Source organism: Ruegeria sp. BHSB172 (assembly GCF_059613165.1).
The window spans coordinates 1-17,678 of record NZ_JBXWRZ010000014.1; the positions used below are offsets into that span (position 1 = coordinate 1).

At 53.3% G+C, this 17,678-nt stretch carries 20 protein-coding genes and 2 tRNA genes; 6 read left to right on the forward strand and 16 right to left on the reverse strand.

The window, feature by feature from the left end; all coding sequences use genetic code 11:
• From AC2FM3_RS09265 to AC2FM3_RS09275, 3 genes are all read right to left on the reverse strand, one after another.
• The coding region (locus AC2FM3_RS09265; protein WP_496680924.1) for a hypothetical protein at positions 1-351 on the reverse strand (351 nt) is incomplete at its 3' end.
• Positions 348-785, reverse strand: coding sequence for a GFA family protein (locus tag AC2FM3_RS09270; RefSeq protein ID WP_005979708.1), 438 nt, complete (start codon positions 783-785; stop codon positions 348-350). The genes AC2FM3_RS09270 and AC2FM3_RS09265, both read right to left, overlap by 4 nt.
• A 29-nt stretch (positions 786-814) precedes the next feature.
• The gene (locus tag AC2FM3_RS09275; protein WP_496680927.1) at positions 815-2,248 is read right to left on the reverse strand and encodes an NAD(P)-dependent oxidoreductase; all 1,434 of its coding nucleotides are present in this window, start codon (positions 2,246-2,248) and stop codon (positions 815-817) included.
• 228 nt (positions 2,249-2,476) lie between these two features.
• Between AC2FM3_RS09275 and AC2FM3_RS09280 the strand changes: the two genes are divergently transcribed.
• Positions 2,477-3,280, forward strand: coding sequence for an undecaprenyl-diphosphate phosphatase (locus AC2FM3_RS09280; protein WP_496680929.1), 804 nt, complete (start codon positions 2,477-2,479; stop codon positions 3,278-3,280).
• On the opposite strand, the gene AC2FM3_RS09285 is transcribed toward AC2FM3_RS09280, so the two are convergent.
• Positions 3,281-4,264, reverse strand: a complete 984-nt coding sequence (locus tag AC2FM3_RS09285; RefSeq protein ID WP_496680932.1) for a complex I NDUFA9 subunit family protein — start codon at positions 4,262-4,264, stop codon at positions 3,281-3,283.
• A gap of 211 nt (positions 4,265-4,475) precedes the next feature.
• Here AC2FM3_RS09285 and AC2FM3_RS09290 point away from each other — a divergent pair.
• The 3 genes from AC2FM3_RS09290 to AC2FM3_RS09300 all read left to right on the forward strand — a co-directional run bounded on the left by AC2FM3_RS09290 (position 4,476) and on the right by AC2FM3_RS09300 (position 8,579).
• Positions 4,476-4,562, forward strand: a tRNA-Leu gene (locus tag AC2FM3_RS09290).
• Between the two features lie 838 nt (positions 4,563-5,400).
• The gene (locus AC2FM3_RS09295) at positions 5,401-6,831 is read left to right on the forward strand and encodes a S1C family serine protease (protein WP_496680934.1); all 1,431 of its coding nucleotides are present in this window, start codon (positions 5,401-5,403) and stop codon (positions 6,829-6,831) included.
• 1,052 nt (positions 6,832-7,883) lie between these two features.
• Positions 7,884-8,579, forward strand: a complete 696-nt coding sequence (locus tag AC2FM3_RS09300; protein ID WP_496680937.1) for a hypothetical protein — start codon at positions 7,884-7,886, stop codon at positions 8,577-8,579.
• A 279-nt stretch (positions 8,580-8,858) separates the two neighbouring features.
• Here the strand turns inward: AC2FM3_RS09300 and AC2FM3_RS09305 are convergent, their stop codons facing one another.
• Both AC2FM3_RS09305 and AC2FM3_RS09310 read right to left on the reverse strand, forming a co-directional pair.
• On the reverse strand, positions 8,859-9,122 hold the full coding sequence (locus AC2FM3_RS09305; protein ID WP_496680939.1) for a DUF6538 domain-containing protein: 264 nt from the start codon (positions 9,120-9,122) through the stop codon (positions 8,859-8,861).
• Between the two features lie 77 nt (positions 9,123-9,199).
• A tRNA-Arg gene (locus AC2FM3_RS09310) sits at positions 9,200-9,276 on the reverse strand.
• 317 nt (positions 9,277-9,593) lie between these two features.
• Here AC2FM3_RS09310 and AC2FM3_RS09315 point away from each other — a divergent pair.
• Both AC2FM3_RS09315 and AC2FM3_RS09320 read left to right on the forward strand, forming a co-directional pair.
• Entirely contained in the window at positions 9,594-9,974 is a 381-nt protein-coding gene (locus AC2FM3_RS09315; protein WP_496680941.1) for a hypothetical protein, read from the forward strand.
• Entirely contained in the window at positions 9,971-10,714 is a 744-nt protein-coding gene (locus tag AC2FM3_RS09320) for a TIR domain-containing protein (RefSeq protein WP_496680943.1), read from the forward strand. The genes AC2FM3_RS09315 and AC2FM3_RS09320 overlap by 4 nt, the downstream gene beginning before the upstream one ends.
• A 241-nt stretch (positions 10,715-10,955) precedes the next feature.
• Here AC2FM3_RS09320 and AC2FM3_RS09325 read toward each other — a convergent pair whose 3' ends face one another.
• The 10 genes from AC2FM3_RS09325 to AC2FM3_RS09370 form a co-directional block, all read right to left on the reverse strand.
• Positions 10,956-11,126 (reverse strand): hypothetical protein, encoded by a 171-nt coding sequence (locus AC2FM3_RS09325; RefSeq protein WP_496680945.1) that lies wholly within the window; start codon positions 11,124-11,126, stop codon positions 10,956-10,958.
• Positions 11,127-11,703: 577 nt separating this feature from the next.
• Positions 11,704-13,386, reverse strand: coding sequence for a terminase TerL endonuclease subunit (locus AC2FM3_RS09330; protein WP_496680946.1), 1,683 nt, complete (start codon positions 13,384-13,386; stop codon positions 11,704-11,706).
• The gene (locus AC2FM3_RS09335; RefSeq protein WP_496680948.1) at positions 13,383-13,790 is read right to left on the reverse strand and encodes a hypothetical protein; all 408 of its coding nucleotides are present in this window, start codon (positions 13,788-13,790) and stop codon (positions 13,383-13,385) included. The genes AC2FM3_RS09330 and AC2FM3_RS09335 overlap by 4 nt, the downstream gene beginning before the upstream one ends.
• A 190-nt stretch (positions 13,791-13,980) precedes the next feature.
• Positions 13,981-14,340: a hypothetical protein gene (locus AC2FM3_RS09340; protein ID WP_496680950.1), complete on the reverse strand. Its 360-nt coding sequence runs from the start codon at positions 14,338-14,340 to the stop codon at positions 13,981-13,983.
• Positions 14,341-14,358: 18 nt separating this feature from the next.
• Positions 14,359-14,742 carry a DUF805 domain-containing protein gene (locus tag AC2FM3_RS09345; RefSeq protein ID WP_496680952.1) on the reverse strand — a complete coding sequence of 128 codons (384 nt, stop codon included), beginning with the start codon at positions 14,740-14,742 and terminating at the stop codon, positions 14,359-14,361.
• Between the two features lie 8 nt (positions 14,743-14,750).
• Positions 14,751-15,017: a hypothetical protein gene (locus AC2FM3_RS09350; protein ID WP_496680954.1), complete on the reverse strand. Its 267-nt coding sequence runs from the start codon at positions 15,015-15,017 to the stop codon at positions 14,751-14,753.
• A gap of 275 nt (positions 15,018-15,292) precedes the next feature.
• Entirely contained in the window at positions 15,293-15,805 is a 513-nt protein-coding gene (locus AC2FM3_RS09355) for a hypothetical protein (protein ID WP_496680956.1), read from the reverse strand.
• A 321-nt stretch (positions 15,806-16,126) separates the two neighbouring features.
• A complete protein-coding gene (locus AC2FM3_RS09360) occupies positions 16,127-16,495 on the reverse strand; it encodes a hypothetical protein (RefSeq protein WP_496680959.1) in 369 nt (122 codons plus the stop codon).
• A 363-nt stretch (positions 16,496-16,858) separates the two neighbouring features.
• Positions 16,859-17,242: a DUF805 domain-containing protein gene (locus AC2FM3_RS09365; protein ID WP_496680961.1), complete on the reverse strand. Its 384-nt coding sequence runs from the start codon at positions 17,240-17,242 to the stop codon at positions 16,859-16,861.
• An 8-nt stretch (positions 17,243-17,250) separates the two neighbouring features.
• Positions 17,251-17,517, reverse strand: a complete 267-nt coding sequence (locus AC2FM3_RS09370; RefSeq protein ID WP_496680963.1) for a hypothetical protein — start codon at positions 17,515-17,517, stop codon at positions 17,251-17,253.
• Positions 17,518-17,678: the final 161 nt, after the last annotated feature.

The following is a 17,678-nucleotide window of genomic DNA, read 5'->3' on the forward strand; positions in this document are numbered from 1 at the left end:
GAAATCGGTGCGTGGCAAGAACACCTGCCCCACAGCGATCAGCTGGTCCATCTTGGGCTCGTGCCCGGTGCGGCGGATCTGGTCATAGAAGAAGGGGGCCGGGATCTGCACATGGATGCCCGCGCCGTCGCCGGTCTTGCCGTCGGCATCCACCGCACCGCGGTGCCAGATTGCCTTGAGCGCATTGATCCCGGCCTCGACCACCTTGCGGCTTTTCTTGCCGTCAACCGAAACCACCAGGCCGACCCCGCACGAGGAATGCTCTTCCTGCTCGGAATAGAGACCGTTTTCGGCCATCCACTTGCGCTTGGCTTCCTCGGCCCGGACCCAATCGGCATCATATTTCGTCATTGGCTGTCTCCTTCTTCCGACGGGGCGTACATGGCCATGACCTCGGCTTCGGTCATCTGGCGGCGTTCACCTGCGAACGCGTAACCCTCGGGCTTCTTGTCGATGTAAAGTTCAAGTTTCAGCGTGTTGCCGGCCGCGTTGTCGAACAGGCCGGCCGCGATCTGTGTCTGGCCGTGCATCTCGCCCGGCAGGGTGATCCGGTACCACAGGGCCGAGCCGCACTCCTCACAGAAGGCGCGTTCGGCCCAGTCTGACGAGGTGAAGGTCTTGACCGGCCCCAGCGCCGCATAGCCCGGCTGTGCCGGAAAGGTGACCAGCGCACTGCTGGTCCAGCGGCGGCACATGTCGCAATGGCAGGCGCCCAGCGCGTCGCGGGCGGGGGTCGCGGTAACGGTGACCGCGCCGCACATGCATTGGCCTTGCAATTCGGGCATCCTGTCGCTCCTGTCGCTGGGCTGCGGTGTCACTCGGCCGCAAGCGCGGCCTTGCCGTTGAACCGGTCGATGATGGCCTGCGCGCAGTCACGGCCGTCGCGGATCGCCCAGACCACCAGCGAGGCACCGCGCACGATGTCACCGATAGCATAGACGCCGTCCATCTCGGTCTCGCCGGTCTCGAACGCGGCTTTGACGGTGCCCCAGCGGGTCACGGGCAGGTCGGGCTGGCCGAACAGGGTGGGCAGGTCCTCGGGCTCGAAGCCCAGCGCCTTGATGACCAGATCGGCCTCTTCGACGTAATCCGCGCCTTCGATCACTTCGGGCGTTTGACGGCCAGTCGCGTCGGGTTGGCCCAGGCGCATCTTCTGCACTATTACACCGGTAACGCGCTCATCGCCCACGAACCCCTTGGGCGCGCTGAGCCATTCGAAGATCACGCCCTCTTCCTCGGCGTTCTGGGTTTCGCGCTGCGAACCTGGCATGTTCGCCCGGTCGCGGCGGTACAGACATTTGACCGAGGTCGCGCCCTCGCGGATCGCGGTGCGCACGCAATCCATCGCGGTATCGCCGCCGCCGATCACGACCACCTTCTTGCCCTTGGCGTTCAGGCGGCCGCTGTCATATTCCGGCACCGTGTCACCAAAGCTTTTGCGGTTCGAGGCAGTCAGGAAATCGATCGCCTTTTCGATGCCAGGCAGACCGCTGCCGGGCATGGACAGATCCCGCGACTTGTAGACGCCCGTTGCAATGATCACGGCGTCATGCTTGGCGCGGATCTCGGCGAACTTGGCCGCATCCACGTTGCAGTTCAACTCAAAGGTCACGCCACCCTCGGCCAACAGTTCGTTGCGGCGTTGAACCACGTCCTTTTCCAGTTTGAAGCCCGGAATGCCATACATCAGCAACCCGCCCGCGCGGTCATAGCGATCATAGACCGTAACCTGGATCCCGGCCCGGCGCAGCATGTCCGCCGCCGCCAGACCGCCGGGGCCGCCACCGATGATACCCACGCTTTCGGGGCGCTCGGCGGCTGGCGAGACCGGCTTGACCCAACCTTTGTCCCACGCGGTGTCGGTGATGTATTTTTCGATCGCGCCGATGGTCACCGTTCCGTGGCCGGATTGTTCAATGACGCAGTTGCCCTCGCACAGGCGGTCCTGCGGGCAGATGCGACCGCAGATCTCGGGGAAGGTGTTGGTGGCCTGGCTGGTCTGATAGGCCTCCTCCAGCCGCCCCGTTGCGGTCAGGCGCAACCAGTCGGGGATGTTGTTGTGCAGCGGGCAGTGCGACTGGCAATAGGGCACCCCACACTGGCTGCAACGGCTGGCCTGTTCGGCGGCCTTTTCCGCGGCGAACTCGGCATAGATTTCGTGGAAGTCATCCTTGCGGTCATCAGCAGCACGCTTTTGGGGCATGTTACGATCGATCTGCACGAATTTCAGCATCGGTTGCTTGGCCACGGTCAGACTCCATGAATTGGCTTGGTCGAGTTTCTTTAGGCGACAGCTTTTCGAATGAAAAGTCAACTGTACTGACCTAAATTCAAAAAAATGCTGGAAATGCGCCGTGAGCACCCAGATTTTTTTGTTTTTTATGTCCGCTTCGGACCCATCTCGGCGCTTTCCTTTTCATCATGCCAGTTATACCCATTGCGGACAAAGAAAACGTGACAGCGGGCAGGTGTGCGGATGAGTCTTTTTCAGCTGATTCTGGTGGCGATCATCCAAGGTATCACCGAGTTTCTACCGATCTCGTCCTCGGGCCACCTGATCTTGCTACCCAGCCTCACCGGGATGGACGATCAGGGCCTGGCCATCGACGTGGCGGTGCATGTGGGCACCTTGGGCGCGGTGGTTCTGTATTTCTGGAGCGACGTTAAGCTGGCCCTTGCAGGCCTGCCCTGTGCGTTGCGCGGACGCATCGACACCCCGCAATCGCGATTGGCCTTGGCCTTGATCGTGGCCACCATCCCGACCGTCATCGTCGGTGCCATCCTGCACCTGACCGGGCTCAGCAGCGCGATGCGGTCCGTGGCGGTGATCGGATGGACGATGCTGGGCTTCGGGCTGCTGCTGTACTGGATGGACCAGAAAGGCCCCCAGACCAAAGAGGCCGCCGACTGGGGGTTGCGCGATGCGGTGATCTTGGGCCTGTGGCAGGTTCTGGCGCTGATTCCCGGCACCTCACGGTCGGGGATCTGCATCACCGGCGCGCGGCATCTGGGCTATTCCCGCGAGGACGGCGCGCGCATCGCGATGCTGATGTCGATCCCGACGATCCTCGCCTCGGGTGCTCTGCTGTCGCTGGACGTGATCGATCAGGCCGATACCCAACTGGCCAAGGACAGCGCGATTGCCGCCGTGTTCGCCTTCGTCTCGGCCCTGCTGGCGCTAAGCCTGATGATGCGGCTGTTGCGCAGCGTCAGCTTCACGCCCTATGTGATCTATCGCGTGATCCTGGGCGTTGTCCTGCTGAGCATCGCTTACGGCTGATCAGGCCCGCAGGTTTCGGGCCGAGTTCTGGATCTCGTCGTACTGTCCCGACGGGCGGAACTTCCACAGGTATTCCGGCAGCACCGATTCAAGCGTGGCCGGCTCGATCCCCAGATCGGCGAAACCTTTCGTCCCCTCCGACACGACATTGTCGCGGCGCAGATTCTTCAGTTGGTCGCGGGTCAGGATGTTGTTCGGAAACAGCTGGAAGCTGACGAATTTCACGATGTCCAGAACCCCGGCCATGATCCGCCCCACCCAGAACGGCAGGCCGATGATGATACGGCCGCGGTGGATCACCCCAAGCATCTGCTGCATCAGCTCGCGGAAGGTTTTGACCTCGGGGCCGCCCAGCTCGTAGATCCCCGGCTCGGCCTGCCCCAACACGCCCTTGATCGCGGCCTGCGCCACGTCATCCACATAGACCGGCTGGAACCGGGTGTCGGCACCGAAAATCGGCAGAAACGGCGACATCCGGGTCATTCCCGCGAACCGGTTGAAGAACTGATCCTCGGGCCCGAAGATCACCGAGGGCCGCAGGATGACGGCGTCGGGCATATGGGTAAGAACGCCGGCCTCGCCCTGTGCCTTGGTGCGCGCGTATTCGCTGTCGGAATCGGGATCCGCGCCTATGGCCGAAATATGCACCATCCGCTTGATTCCCTGCTGCGCGGCCAGACGCGCGATCCGCTCGGCCCCTTCGGCCTGCACCGCCTCAAAGCCGTTCTTACCCAGATCGTTCAGAACACCGACGCAGTTCACCACCGCATCCGCGCCCCGCATTGCATTTGCTACCGAAGCGTCGTCGCGGATGTTGCACAGGATCGGCTCGACCTGCCCCACGACGCCATAGGTCTTGACGAAAATGGCCTCGTTCGGGCGCCGAACCGCGACGCGGACGCGCCACCCCTCATTCGCCATGCGCCGCGCGACATAGCGACCGACGAATCCCGATCCACCGAAAATCGTGACCAGTTTGGACATGACAGCGCTCCTACTGTGTGGGTCTTGATGTGATCTACCGTCCGCAAGCGCTGCAAACAAGGCGCAATAACGCCGCGCAAGCGACGAAAACCCCGCATTTGGCCCAGGGGTCCCGAACCGATTTCGGCGGCGGCAAAAAAACTTTCAAAAATCTGTTCGAATCCTGTTGACGCCCCCCGCGACTAGGCTTAAACGCCCCTCCACGACACCTGCCCAGGTGGCGGAATTGGTAGACGCGCTAGCTTCAGGTGCTAGTGTCCGTATGGACGTGGAGGTTCGAGTCCTCTCCTGGGCACCATTCCCCTATAATGAAAAATTTCCCAAAACGCGGTATTGCCGCAAGCTGTCTTGATGTGGCCACACAGGCTTGTTGATCGGGAAATCATTGTTCTATCGGACTGGCGGCTCAAGATGCGCTGGTGATCGAACCGGACACGGGCGGAGCCCGCCACACCGTCATGGTAGTGGGGGTGGGTCTGAAGGGTTCCGGAGCCTGCGTGGCTCCAGTGGCGCAATCCGGGGCGACGTGTCAAATCAGGGGTCGAAGGGTAGCGGGTAGCGAGCTGCTCGGGCGAAAGAGCGCGACTCGCAAGCAAGTGCTTTCAAGCTACGTTTTCTGCGGAAAGCCGGCTATCGCGTCATCCGGCCAACCACCTTGCGCGCACTATTTCGTTCTTTTGCGCATACTTCTGGCTATTTTGGCACAACATTTTGATTTTTTTGGCGACCCCGGCAGGATTGTTTACCGCGCGCAGTACGGTTAATATTATTTATTTACAGTAACTTAGGTCAACGAGAAAAGTGTGGGCGTCACCCTTTGTGTCACCATTCTTTTTTTGGGGCTTTGAAGTCTACTGCTGACACCTTCGGTAAAATTGACGCCTTCTTCAGACTACTCCTGGCCCAAAACTACTAGCTCAAATTGTGAACGATGATTGGGTATTTGCCCTGCAAGGTAACACTATCCGTGACGCATAAAATGCTCTGATGCGGGCACTGTTGGAATTTGGTCATAGCCTAGTGTAATAGCAAAAAGTCTTGCCAAGTAGGGGTGGTCAAGGAAGTATCTCTATCAGACTTTAGGGTTAACAAAACGCTAACATTCGTTCGAGGCTCCTACGTTGGCACGGCCCAGATTGAAGAACATAATTTACCTGATTTTGCCTTTGTTTCTCTGGCTGGAAACAGCGAATGAGGCGCTATCCCAAGATTTCGAGGTTCTCTTCAGGGATTTTGATGCGAGTAACCTAACTTACGAAGACAAGCGTTTTCTTCAGACGGCCTTAGCGTTTGAAGGGCACTATCACGGGTTGTTAGATGGGGCATGGGGGCGAATTAGCGATCGAGCGCTAAACAGGTACTCACAAAGCGAATTTGAAACTGCACCCGCAGACTGGCACATGGCGATGCTTGCTTGGTCGCTATTTGAGCGACTGTCGAACGACGGTTGGGAGTTCAACTATTTTCCTGGTCTAGGTTTGTCGCTTCTGTGGCCCGAGAAAACCATAGTTCGCGATGCCGACACGGACTACTTTTTGAATTACCGCCATAAAAGTAGCACTCTTGCGATTTCCATGGGCGTACACAATCGAGAAACGACCCAAAAGCTACACGATTTCACATTGAGTACTCACGAGGGAGCGACGCAGCCATACTCTGTAAGAAAACAGAACTTGGCGGTTTCCTCCGCCACAGATCGAGACGGTTCAATTCTCTACACTCGTTCTGATTTCGTAAACGGATCATGGTCGACGGTAATGCTATCGTCCAGTGAACAAGATGCGGCTATCCTTGGGGCGGTATCGTCAAGCATTTCTGCAAAACGAGTACAGAAGCTTTCCTTCACCATTGGCGGTAAGCTTGATTATGTAGTCAAAACAACAATTGACGCATTAGAACAATCAGACGAAAGCCAAGCGAAAACAGCCGAAGTCCCACCTTCCAATAGGAAAAACGTATCAGGAAGCGCAGGTAGTGGATTCGTCGTGTCTGCGGTCGGGCACGTTTTGACGAATGCGCACGTGGTTGAAGGGTGTACAACCATTACTGTAGACGGGCGAAATGCTAAATTAGTCGCCTTTTCTCAAGAGTTTGATCTGGCGCTTCTAGTGTCTGAGGCGTTCGAAAACAAGGAAGTCGCAGTTTTCTCGGCTAGTTCCGCAAAACTGAACTCGGATGTTACCGCTGCTGGGTACCCGTATGCCGGTATGTTAGGTGGCCTAAATATTACAAGAGGTTCTGTATCATCCCTAAAAGGCTTGGGAGGAGACCCAGTTACGATGCAGATTACGAGTCCGATTCAAAGCGGAAACTCAGGTGGTCCACTCCTCGCGTCTGACGGTGAAGTCGTTGGAGTTGTGGTTTCAAAGTTGAATGAGCTCAAAGTAGCAGACGCGTTGGGTGACGTTCCCCAGAATGTCAATTTTGCCATTAGGGGTGAGGTAGCACTCCTTTTCCTCGCTCAAAATGGCGTTGAGGCTAAACTAAGCTTGGATGATAGGCGGTTAGAGCCAGAAGAGCTCGCTGAGTTGGCAACTAGCTTTACAACTTTCATTGAGTGTCGATGATTGCACTGCACATGCAGCAAGATACGCGCACTTAAACAACCAATTTCATGAATTGCTTTTCCACGGGCAATAGATAGGTGTGCATTTCGGCAACATCTAAACAGTTGTTCAATTCACATATTTATACTGCCCATAGCGACAAGTACCAATATGGCACTACTAGAAACTAAAAGACCAACGAGAAAAAAATGCACCAAAACACAGTGAAGGGCATCGGGGTGCTGTGCCTTTTAGTACTGACTGCGTGTGAAGCTCCTACCGACCTCTACATCTATCAAGAAGGTGTTTCTGTATCTCGAGCGGATAACGACTACTTCGATTGCAGAGTGGCCGCGGCACAAGCTGTCCCTACAGATACAAGGGTTGGAACTACGCCAACGTACACGACTCCCGTCCAAACAAATTGCTACAATCTTGGTTATACCGTTCAGTGCAACACAACTGGCGGGCAGACTTACGGTGGACAAACGTACACATATGACGCGAATTCAAAGCTGCGGGTTGGCTATTTGGCAAGGTGCTTAGCTTCCAGGGGATATTCAGCAGTCGAACTTCCAAAGTGTAACACTGAGAAACTGCCTCAGGGAGTTCTCACCAAGCTTAGAGGTGCTCAAAGACGACCTACTGAGGGGGCTTGCTACGTACCCGTAACCGAAAATGTTGGCAACGTGGTTTATGCTTCTGAAATAGGAGGATAACTAAGTTGATAGCGCAACAACTGAGATTCAGTATGCTTCCTATCTGTTGAGTTGTTGCGCATCGTCGGCGCCGCCTAAGCTTCATAAGTCTCCGATATGGATTTTCCCGACAAGATGCAGTAGCTTAGACGGCTCTTACTCTATTTAAAACAACGGGTTAGGTCTGCCCCAACTAGGGACTCCATTTAACTCAACTACATCTGGTACAACACTTTCCCACACATATTGATCGGAATAATCGTACTCCGGCGTTTGCCGTTTGTGGGTTGATCATCTCGACGAGATGCCGAAATTCCACACATCGGATTTGGAAAACAGAAAACGCAAATCGGCCAACCAGACACGAAAAAGCGAATGGAAAGCAACGATCAGGCTAAAGTCGTCGCTCAGTACCGAGACACACTGAATCAAGCGAAGTTTTCTACCTTAGACCGATCTGCGGCAACTGAAGCGGCTAAGAACTTCGTTTCTGAACTCGCAGACCTGACCTTGGCACATGAGGCAGACTTTCATCCACGCAAACGCGCCAGAAGGCAGAAGGATGCAGAGACCTTCACGCTGGCCATAGGTGCCTTGGCTGCAGACCTCATCAAGCACAGCGGCAATGAGGCTTCACAGGGCTTCATGTATCGGCCAGCCGACAAGGACGAACTGGCCCAAACACTGGTCAGTTCCGACAATTTCACCAAGCTTCGGAAGTATTGGATAGAAATGGAACTGATGGAGGAATCCGGGTTCACCAACTTCCGGGCCTCCATGAACCCAGACGATCCTCAACCGACGTACAGAAAGGCCAGACGGTTCAGGGCCAAGCCCAGGCTATTGGAGGTAGCCCAGCGCTTTCAAATCACATCCAACAACATCACTGAACACTTCGAACGCAGCCATAGACACGCCAAGGCCATTCAAGTGAGAGCGACCAAAGACGGTTCATACTTGTATCCGCAATGCGCAAAACTGTTGAAACCCAAAGGCCCCAGGTTCGAAGAACGCAGAAGGGAAGTGGAGGGTCTGAACGTATTGGCGAGACATCAGTCAGGAGACTATTAATCAAGTAACCTAAATTGTCTTCGCTTACGGTATGCAGGGGCTACTACAAGCAATGTACTAATTTCCCTAAACCACAACCTGGAGCCAGTCCGACACCAATGTCCGCTATGCGGAGTGCAACCGCGGCATTGAACGTGTAGGTCAGATGGCAGCAATTGGCCGAGTCTTCAGCTTTGCTCCATCTGTTTGTGTGGAACTACTGTGTTTAAGGCTGGCTTGGAAACCCCGACAACAGTACCGAGCTTATTTTGCGAATGCCCTCTGCAGGACACAGGGCGGCTATTCTTGGAAAAACAGGTGTTCGCATACAATTGTTGCCCATAGCCTCCACTCGCGGTCCAATTGGGCTGTAACCTGTTGAGATTTTTTTGCCGCCTCAGCCGGGTCCTTGGTACCCAACGAAACAAAATAGTAGCGGCTGCCGTTGTAGTGGTGCTGCAACTCTTCTGGAATTCTGCGTCGGTAGTTCGCTCTACCTCCACGCCACTCCACGTGTTTGATTTTCATCGTTATTGGGCCGTATCTGTACCAATTCTTCGACATGTGTCACCTAATGTGTCACCAGTCGGAGCGCAAGATTCCGTTAAAGCTTTGATATTTTTTGTGCTTTTCACGATTTCTGGCGACCCCGGCAGGATTCGAACCTGCAACCTGCCCCTTAGGAGGGGGCTGCTCTATCCAGTTGAGCCACGGGGCCGTGCTTAAGAAACAATAAGTTAGCTGATATCCCTTCGCTTACGATTAACATAGGCTTAGGAAAAGGTCTTGTTCCATGTGAATAGCGCAATGCTCATTCGCTTCCAAGCGCATATCGGCATGGAACCTACATTCAAAGCGAACAAAAAAGGAAACCACAATAAAGTCGATGCTTAGGTGATCTAGACAACATCACGTGTGGAAACGTCACTGTTTCCCAACATGTCGTGCCTAACCACAAGTCTCATATTGAGCGAATCGGTTCGATATTCTACGTTTGTTCCGGGAGGAGGGAAACGATCGCCAAGAGGAGCAACGATGTCAGACAACATTTTAGAGGTTTATCGCCAGCGATATGAAGTCTGGCGTCACCTCGACAAACTAAGGGTCCAGATGATTCAAATTCTAATCGCTATTGGATCCGGTGCTGCTCTAACGATACGTCTTTCTCCCGAAACCGCAGGATCTTGGTTTTGGGTTTTGATTGGCGGTTCGGTTTTCGCCATAGCATGCGTAATGAAACGCGTTTCTGATGGCATCCGAGCCAACAACGAAGTTCTCCGATCCGCCGGAGAAGACATCGGAGATGCGGGGATACCTGACAATGGGGACTTCAATAAAAGCTCTATGCACTGGCTGACGTTGGCGATCGCCGCGATCGGCATCTGTCTTATTGCTAAGGGGGTTTTCTTCACATGAGGTACGACAGCAGTTTGACCAAGACCTTTATCAGCTACCACCACGGAAACGACCAATGGGCCAAGAACCATCTGGTACAAATGAGTATTTTGACGGGTTGCTTTCAAGATGTGTCAGTAAATACTGGCGACATCGCAGATGATGGCCGTTCTTCGCAGTCTATCCGAGAACTTATCCGAGATGAGTATCTCCGCGACGCTGAAGTAACCATACTGCTTTGCGGCTCCGAAACCAAAGGTCGTAAGCACATCGACTGGGAATTGAAATCCAGCATGATCAATACGCGTTACAATAGCAGGTCGGGCATTTTGGTCGTTATGCTACCATCCGCAGATAACGGGCATTGGTACTCAAGCATGTATGGAGAGCGACAGGTTATCTATCCCGATATCCCTGACACCCCCTACAATTGGGTGGCAATAGACAAGAAATCTGAATTCGAAGTTCGCTGGCCTTACCTTCCCAATCGAATAATCGACAATCTAGTGAAACCCGAAGTTCAAATCTCTGTCGTTCAGTGGGACCGCATCGCCAATAACCCGATAGGATTGAAGTGGCTAATTGACAACGCAGCGATAGTTGGCCGGAACAATTCCTACGACATGAGCCGACCGATGCGGCGGGCCAATGCGCCACTTCAAACTAATGCACTGGCATCGTTGTATTCTGATCCCCAAAAGCCTCAGCAGAACTACCTGGGAGCCCTTTTGCAGCAAAACACTGCTCGGTACCGAAAGTAACATGCTGGAGACGGCTGACTGATGATCAAAGTCCCTTCTGAACTCGCCGAAGAGAAACTCAAATTATGACCTGTGTTGCAGCCAAGTATTGCGTAAATTTCTAAGTGTTGGACGAGTTTCATTCGTTGAGAAAGAGAGCTGGCCTTCTCCATACGACGAATTGTTGAAAGCGATTATTCGCCCCGACGTCAGGCCGAAACCAGGAATAAGTAAAAGGCCGACCTGACTCGGTTGTATAACCTCAAATCAAATTCATCCCGACAATCACCATCGGTTCGGTATCTTTCGGCATTGGGTAGCCAGCATTCAAGGCGGTGTCAGGCTTCAACACGAAGTCGCGCCAGATGGTCCACGGATCAGTGTTCCGCGATGCCGAGGGACGGGCAGTGTTATCTTCAGCATTCATCTTCATACTTCACTCCTGTAAGTTGTGCGAAGGCATCTGAATGCCCTCTTAAGAAGTAAAGGCTAGGCCGGAACCCGTGCTCAGTAAAGCCTTTTAAGCTCTATTTTCTTATTTCTTCCAACAACTTAGACCAATGCTCCTGCATCCAATCTAAGAGCTTGCCGTTCTGTTCTAAGACGGTCTTAGACGAGTGGCATGGCCCACACATTGTAAGGAATGGCCCTTCATAGAACCGACCCTGCCACGTGGGGGCAGCGGACACGCCCAAACAGAACGCGGCTTCGGCTGCGATGGCGTCGTCATGGCCCAACAAGTGGTCTACATGGGTCACGCGATTCACCCCGCAGATCAGGCAAGTCTTAGAACTCCGGCTCATGATCTTGCTGCGTAGCTGCGCCCATTGCTTGGTCTGATACATCGGATCACGAATGGCGCGGTTCACATCCGTTATCACTGATGGCGGTCGGGTCGAAATACGAGCATTCATCGGGTCCAGTCGGGACCGCATGTTTCGCAACCTACCCTTGGGCATCGTCTTCTTTCAGCTTAGACGGACGCGCCGACTTCGGTGGGCGTCTGCACGTCATCCTATCAGCGCCCCAATGTCTATGCGTTCGGGTCGGCGCATTACCAAGGCACCGGCAGCGTCAATCAGGGCAGCAACCGGGTCTATCTTGCCAGCGGCCTCTTCCCTCTCAAGTTTCACCGAGGCACCAGCCGGAAGCACCACGGCATTCCCCATGGCCCAAGCAAGAGCAGGTCCGTTGTCCGCAATCAGCTTGCCTTCCAACACCTGTCTTTCAAGCCGCGTGATTGGGTCGTTCAGTGCTTGTACAGACTGCCGGACGCCCATCACCTCGGGACGGTCGCCATCTATGCTGAAACCAGCTCTCTCGGCGGCGTCCACAAGCGCGGACGAACCGTAAGGATCAACGCCAACGCCATGTAGGTTGCCCGCACTTTTTACGTATTCCATCAGCTCCAGAATTTGCCGAATGTCCTCACCCGGCTCCACCAGCTTCAAGTCGCCATGGGCAAGGAACCGATCAAAGTTGGTGCGCTCGCGTTTGTACATGTCGTAGGCGGATTGGAAGAACCACGACTGCTGCCAGCACTGCCATTGTCCGTCAGGCATCACCCCTATCACCCCGAGGGACGACCAGTCGCTTGCCCCACCAAGGTCAATGCCGACCGCAGCGTGTTCGGCAGATGCCAGGATCGTCGGTAGAGGCAGAGGACGACTGGCGATCTTGTTCCATTGCTGGGCCACAGCCCAACCGCGCGCACGAAGATGGGCAGTCGGTTGTACATTGAAGAACTGCGACCGGGCTATCTGTACGGCAGCGGGTCCGGCTTCTACAGCCTCGCGCACCGCACCCCGATAGAATTGTAGATCGGCGATGTGCGGGAAGCTCGGTAACAGCATCGGCCACACACTTTCGTCTTTCATGGGATCGGGACAACCCGGCCATGGTTCGTAGAAGCAAGGCAGGAAACTGTCATCCACGATCTTCCCGTCCCGCACGTTACGACCGTATTCCAGAAGGTTAAGGAACATGCCCCGAGGAATGGTGTCGGAAACGGTAGAGATGTAGAGCAGCTTGGCGGTCGGGTCAGCGGCCAACGCACCTCTGATCTGCGCCCGTAGACGGTCGGACGAAGCCTGTTCCCCGGCGATCCACAACTCGTCCAGCAACACCGATCCGCGTAGACCCGCGATAGAACTGGCGTCCAGCGCCTTCACCGACAACTTGCTGCCGTTCCTGTAGTCCTCAACCTCTTTGGCCGCATCCCGGATGTGAAAGACCTGCTTTAGTGTCTCATCTGCGCGGATGGCGCCAGCAATGATCTCGAAGGTCAGGCGCGACACCTGAATGGTCGGCGACAGAATGGTAAACGATGCCTGGGGTCTCTTGTTCAGGATCATGGCCGCGAGAAATAGCAACGCACCCCCGGCAGACTTCGCGTTCTTCTTGCCAACACAAACGAATGCCTCGCGGATGGTATCACCACCCCAAACCGCCATCCCGACCTGCCTCAGCCATGGGGAGGAAGCCAGATCACCGAACGCTGGCTGGCCGGGCAGATCGGGAACCCTCAGCATGTCTACGATCTTGCCGAACTTCACCGCACGGGCAGATCGGATGGGCAAACGGTTCAGGGAGATCGGTATCAAGCCACGCTGTAGGCGAGAGGCCCAGTCCACACATGCCGTTGGGGGCAAGGTCTTCGGATCGGGGACCAACTCGCCTTCGGGATGGGTCATAGCATGTCTCGCCAAGTTTCGGACTTCGCCCCCGCGATCTTTCCGCCCTCTTGCTTGGCGGTACGCCCAGCGCGGACCTGAGGATGGGCTTTCAACTGCGTCAGGCCGGATCGGGCAGAACTGGCGGCAGCATTCGCCAGCCTAGACTGCTTTCCGAACTCGTCCATATCTTGGGCCTGTAGAGCCTCAAGCGACAGTTGTTCGTGTATTGCCGCCCGACGCTGGGCGCGAACCACCGTGGCGATCATGTTCGCATCGGCAGGCCATAGGCCGGACTGTACAGAGACAATGTCTGCGAGTTGCTGGAAAGCCTCAGCCCATTGTCCGGTCAGATCAGATGGGCAAACCGAGACTTCGTCGGCAGGACTTTCAACTTCGGCTATTTTCACGACGTTTCGGGACATAGATGCAAGTATAGCGCCATCTAAGCATCGGGAAAGTCTACAAAATTCAGGTCAGATAAGCCGGAGTAAAGTCTTTTTTACGTTTAGCTGGGGGCGTGCTTAAGACAACATTGTTGTTTGGTTTTGCTATACCCCGCCCTACCGCCGTCCCGCGTCTTATTCTGCCTTTGCTAAACATATTCTCCCAATATCAATCAGAGGGGAAAGCTTGCCGCATTCTAGAAAACGGCTCTTCGCATTCGCCTCGCCAAAGTAACTCTGGATCAAGGTTCATAGGCGCAATCTCATCCTTCATGTAAACCATGGCATCTTGTGCCCAGATATCGATTTGTTCGTTCGTTGTGCCAGTCGCATCGAGCATTCTGAACAAGATTTCAGTGGCATCGGGAGCAAGCCCAGTAGAAGTTCCGAGATAGGAACACAGAAAAAGATTGGGTATTGTGCTACCGCCATCATTAAACTCTTTTGACTGGTATTGGGTGGAGTTTTCAGCGTTGGCCACCGACGCGCTGATAATGAGTAAAGACGCAATCGAAATAACAACTCGCAATCTAGCAACTCCTAATAGCTAAGTGCTGTGCAACGGATCGCTGCCGTACCTATTGATACCCTCAGTTCCTGGAATGACACAGAGAACAAGTACAAAGGTCAAGGAAATCGCACTTGTATAGGGCGGCGGCACCAAGGCGATCACTATCCACAGCAGCGCTAGCCAACCAGTCACTCCGAAGTCACGCAAACGTTGCGCTGTAAGAAAGTACTGAGCAACGATGAACGGAAGATAAAAAAGTACTAAGATTGCAAGACCAGCACGTTCTCGCACATCAAAGAACATCAAAACTCCGATTACGCAGGCCATGATGGCTATCAAAATCAAGTTTGCAATTATGAAACTCTTCCGATTGCGCCTTACGCTAAGCGAAAACCAGTACTCTGTTACAGGTAAAGACATTGCAAAGCCTATCTGCGGTCAAAAACTGCAAACAAGAGTCCCACAGGAACAAACCAGAAAAACAGCAAGGCAGCTTGTACCCAGCTCCAGTCCCAAACCTTCACTGCACCATAGACACCAAGCCCGGCCCCAAGAAATGGAATGTAAGTGGTAAATCCGGCAATCAAAAAGCCAAAAAACCCATCAATGCCCGTCGAATAGTCTACTCCGTCCATGATTGCAAAAAGCTGGACAATTCCAATAACAAAATACGCAATCACGAAAAACACCTGCATTCCATAATTCCTTCTTTTTATTTGTCTTTATCAGCATAGCTCGCCTCAGAGCTCTCCCGCAGTTGTATACCTGTTTTTTGGTTGGTTGCAACACCTCACAACGAGAAGCTGAAAGAAACAACTTGCTCCGGAAGACAGTTGGGTGAACGACGCAACATACCCACCGTCCCCACCTCGATACGCTGGAATTTATCTGCAAAAGGTGGGGATAGTGGCTGGGGTGGCGTCCGAACCCGACGGAAAAACAGAAAACCTTTTTTCTTCAGATGCTCAGTTTATTGATGCCAGATGCGCCAGCCCATTCGATAAAGCCGCTTTAGGTCAGACATTGGAATGGGTTCTTCGGCAACCTCGATTATCTTTTCGGTCTCACCAGCTGCGATTGTGGTCGAACCTTTGCTGCTGGCCAGTATGAACCCATCAGCATCTTCTAACTCATACTGAACGGTGACCTTAACTGATCTATCCAGGTTATTTCGAACCTCATACTGCCACCCCCATTCGCAACCATATTCAGTTTGCTTGAACAGGTCCAAAACGCTCTCAAATTTCGTATCGCTAACAAATCGCACGCATTTGAAGCCGCTCGACAAATGCGTTAGGGGCGGTTCGTCTTCCTCATCCCCCCAGTCGATGTCACCAGTTCTGTCGTCAATAAATTGAGCGAACTTTGACGAGCTGCTCGGCGGCCAATGGAGTGCATAGTACCCGCCAAATAGACCACAAAGCACAACAACTACTGGCAATAGAAAACTGCGCTTTGCAGTTTTTGAATCGTCTTCCTTCATAGATTTACACCCGAGTGCCCCAATATCTTTTCTCACTTGGCCACATATTCATTTATCAATGCGGTGGCAAGTGGTCACGTCAATTTGGCAAGAACTCAAAAGAATGGGATGGTGACGGATCGGATTTCGGCTCAGGTAAAATTACGTTTAAATGATTTTAGGTCGCGGGATGCTTCGCTCCTAACCCTCACTTACCACGCCACACTGTCTAGAATTAGCGTTTTCCGGAAATCAGTCGGGGGAAGGCCCCACTGCACCCACCGCCCCCACCTTTTGCAGATAGATTGCAGCCAATAGAGATGAATGGAGTAGTTCGTTTCGTTATCTTTTAATATCCGAAATACTCAATTGAATGTCTCCATTCCGGCCGGTCTTAACTTCTAGAGCTCGATACCCGTGGCGAATAGCCCACTTTCTTACGTTGCGCACGTCGTCTTTTGGTATCCAAACCCTTACGAACTCTCTCCCTTCTGCAAGGGCTATTTCAACGGCGTCGTTTACGGGCGCTGCTACTCGCTCTTGTTCTTCGCGTTCCCACTCAAGGAGTTGCATCTTTTTTTTGTATTTTTCTCTCCGAAGAAAGCGTCTTCGCACTGATGGTTCCACACTCGAAAGCCGCTTTTCTCGCTCTTTCTTATTCCAAAATACCAAACCCACTATGATCGCAACAATAAGCAGAAACCAATACATGTGATATGCATCTCCTCACATTCCCAACGAACTCACAGTTAATGCTAACACTTTGTACCTGTCAGTGTCACCACCATCTACGTGCTATTCTAGTCAGATATGACAACGGCCTTTCTACCGCAATTTCTATCTTAGAATCATGTAAATGCCAGATAGGCTAAATAGGACATCGTTGGCGTTCGGAGCGAGTCCGGTGGACGTGCCCGGATACGCGCAAAGGAACATGTTCGGTACCCTACTCTTGCCGTCATTGAACTCTTTTGACTGGTATTTTTCGGAAGTCTCAGCACCAACCCCCACGCAAAAACTATCACAAAGATCGTTATCGAAATGAATGCTCGCATTCTAAAACGCCACTATTACCTAGTTGTTTTGCAAAGGGTCGCTGCCATACCTATTACTACCTTCAGTTCCTGGAACAACACAGAGAACAAGAATAAAGGTTAGGGAGACCGCACTTGTATACGGCGGCGGCACCATTGCAATGGCTATCCACAACAGCGCCAGCCAGCCAGTCAATCCGAAGTCTCGCAAACGTTGTGCAGTAAGAAAGTACTGCGCGACGACAAACGGAACAAAAAACAGAAAGAAGATTACAAGGCCTGCGCGTGCTCTCACGTCAAAGAACGATAACACGCCGATTACGCAGGCCATAACGGCTAGCAAGGCCAGGTTAGCCAAGATAAAACTCTTTCGATTGCGTCTAACACTTAGCGAAAACCAATATTCTGTTGCAGGCAAAGACACTACGGAGCCTATCTGCGGTCAAAAATTGCGAACAAAATCCCCACTGGAACGAACCAGAAGAATAGCAAGCCAGCTTGTATCCAGCTCCAATCCCAAACTTTTACAGCTCCAAATACGCCAAGACCGGCACCGAGAAACGGAATGTATGTTGTGAATGCGGCGATCATAAAGCCAAAAAATCCATCAATGCCCGTCGCGTAGCTCACGCCATCCATGATTGCAAAAAGTTGAACTATTCCGATAACAACATAAGCAATAATCAAAAAAACTTGCATTCCAAATGTCCTTTTTTTCGTTCTTTTTCTTATACATAGTCCGCCGTTCCACCACTCGCAAGCCTGTATGTTTGCATGTTGAATAGCCTCACCATCCCCCGCCCATCGAAAAATAGCGTTTTCCGGAAATCAGTCGGGGGAAACTCCCCTCCTAACCCACT

Coding starts and splice junctions, on each gene's coding strand:
- AC2FM3_RS09360 (WP_496680959.1), bottom strand. CDS start 16,495: ATGTATTGGTTTCTGCTTATTGTTGCGATCATAGTGGGTTTGGTATTT.
- AC2FM3_RS09355 (WP_496680956.1), bottom strand. CDS start 15,805: ATGAAGGAAGACGATTCAAAAACTGCAAAGCGCAGTTTTCTATTGCCA.
- AC2FM3_RS09345 (WP_496680952.1), bottom strand. CDS start 14,742: ATGTCTTTACCTGTAACAGAGTACTGGTTTTCGCTTAGCGTAAGGCGC.
- AC2FM3_RS09320 (WP_496680943.1), top strand. CDS start 9,971: ATGAGGTACGACAGCAGTTTGACCAAGACCTTTATCAGCTACCACCAC.
- AC2FM3_RS09270 (WP_005979708.1), bottom strand. CDS start 785: ATGCCCGAATTGCAAGGCCAATGCATGTGCGGCGCGGTCACCGTTACC.
- AC2FM3_RS09315 (WP_496680941.1), top strand. CDS start 9,594: ATGTCAGACAACATTTTAGAGGTTTATCGCCAGCGATATGAAGTCTGG.
- AC2FM3_RS09330 (WP_496680946.1), bottom strand. CDS start 13,386: ATGACCCATCCCGAAGGCGAGTTGGTCCCCGATCCGAAGACCTTGCCC.
- AC2FM3_RS09325 (WP_496680945.1), bottom strand. CDS start 11,126: ATGAAGATGAATGCTGAAGATAACACTGCCCGTCCCTCGGCATCGCGG.
- AC2FM3_RS09305 (WP_496680939.1), bottom strand. CDS start 9,122: ATGTCGAAGAATTGGTACAGATACGGCCCAATAACGATGAAAATCAAA.
- AC2FM3_RS09280 (WP_496680929.1), top strand. CDS start 2,477: ATGAGTCTTTTTCAGCTGATTCTGGTGGCGATCATCCAAGGTATCACC.
- AC2FM3_RS09335 (WP_496680948.1), bottom strand. CDS start 13,790: ATGTCCCGAAACGTCGTGAAAATAGCCGAAGTTGAAAGTCCTGCCGAC.
- AC2FM3_RS09285 (WP_496680932.1), bottom strand. CDS start 4,264: ATGTCCAAACTGGTCACGATTTTCGGTGGATCGGGATTCGTCGGTCGC.
- AC2FM3_RS09370 (WP_496680963.1), bottom strand. CDS start 17,517: ATGCAAGTTTTTTTGATTATTGCTTATGTTGTTATCGGAATAGTTCAA.
- AC2FM3_RS09300 (WP_496680937.1), top strand. CDS start 7,884: ATGGAAAGCAACGATCAGGCTAAAGTCGTCGCTCAGTACCGAGACACA.
- AC2FM3_RS09350 (WP_496680954.1), bottom strand. CDS start 15,017: ATGCAGGTGTTTTTCGTGATTGCGTATTTTGTTATTGGAATTGTCCAG.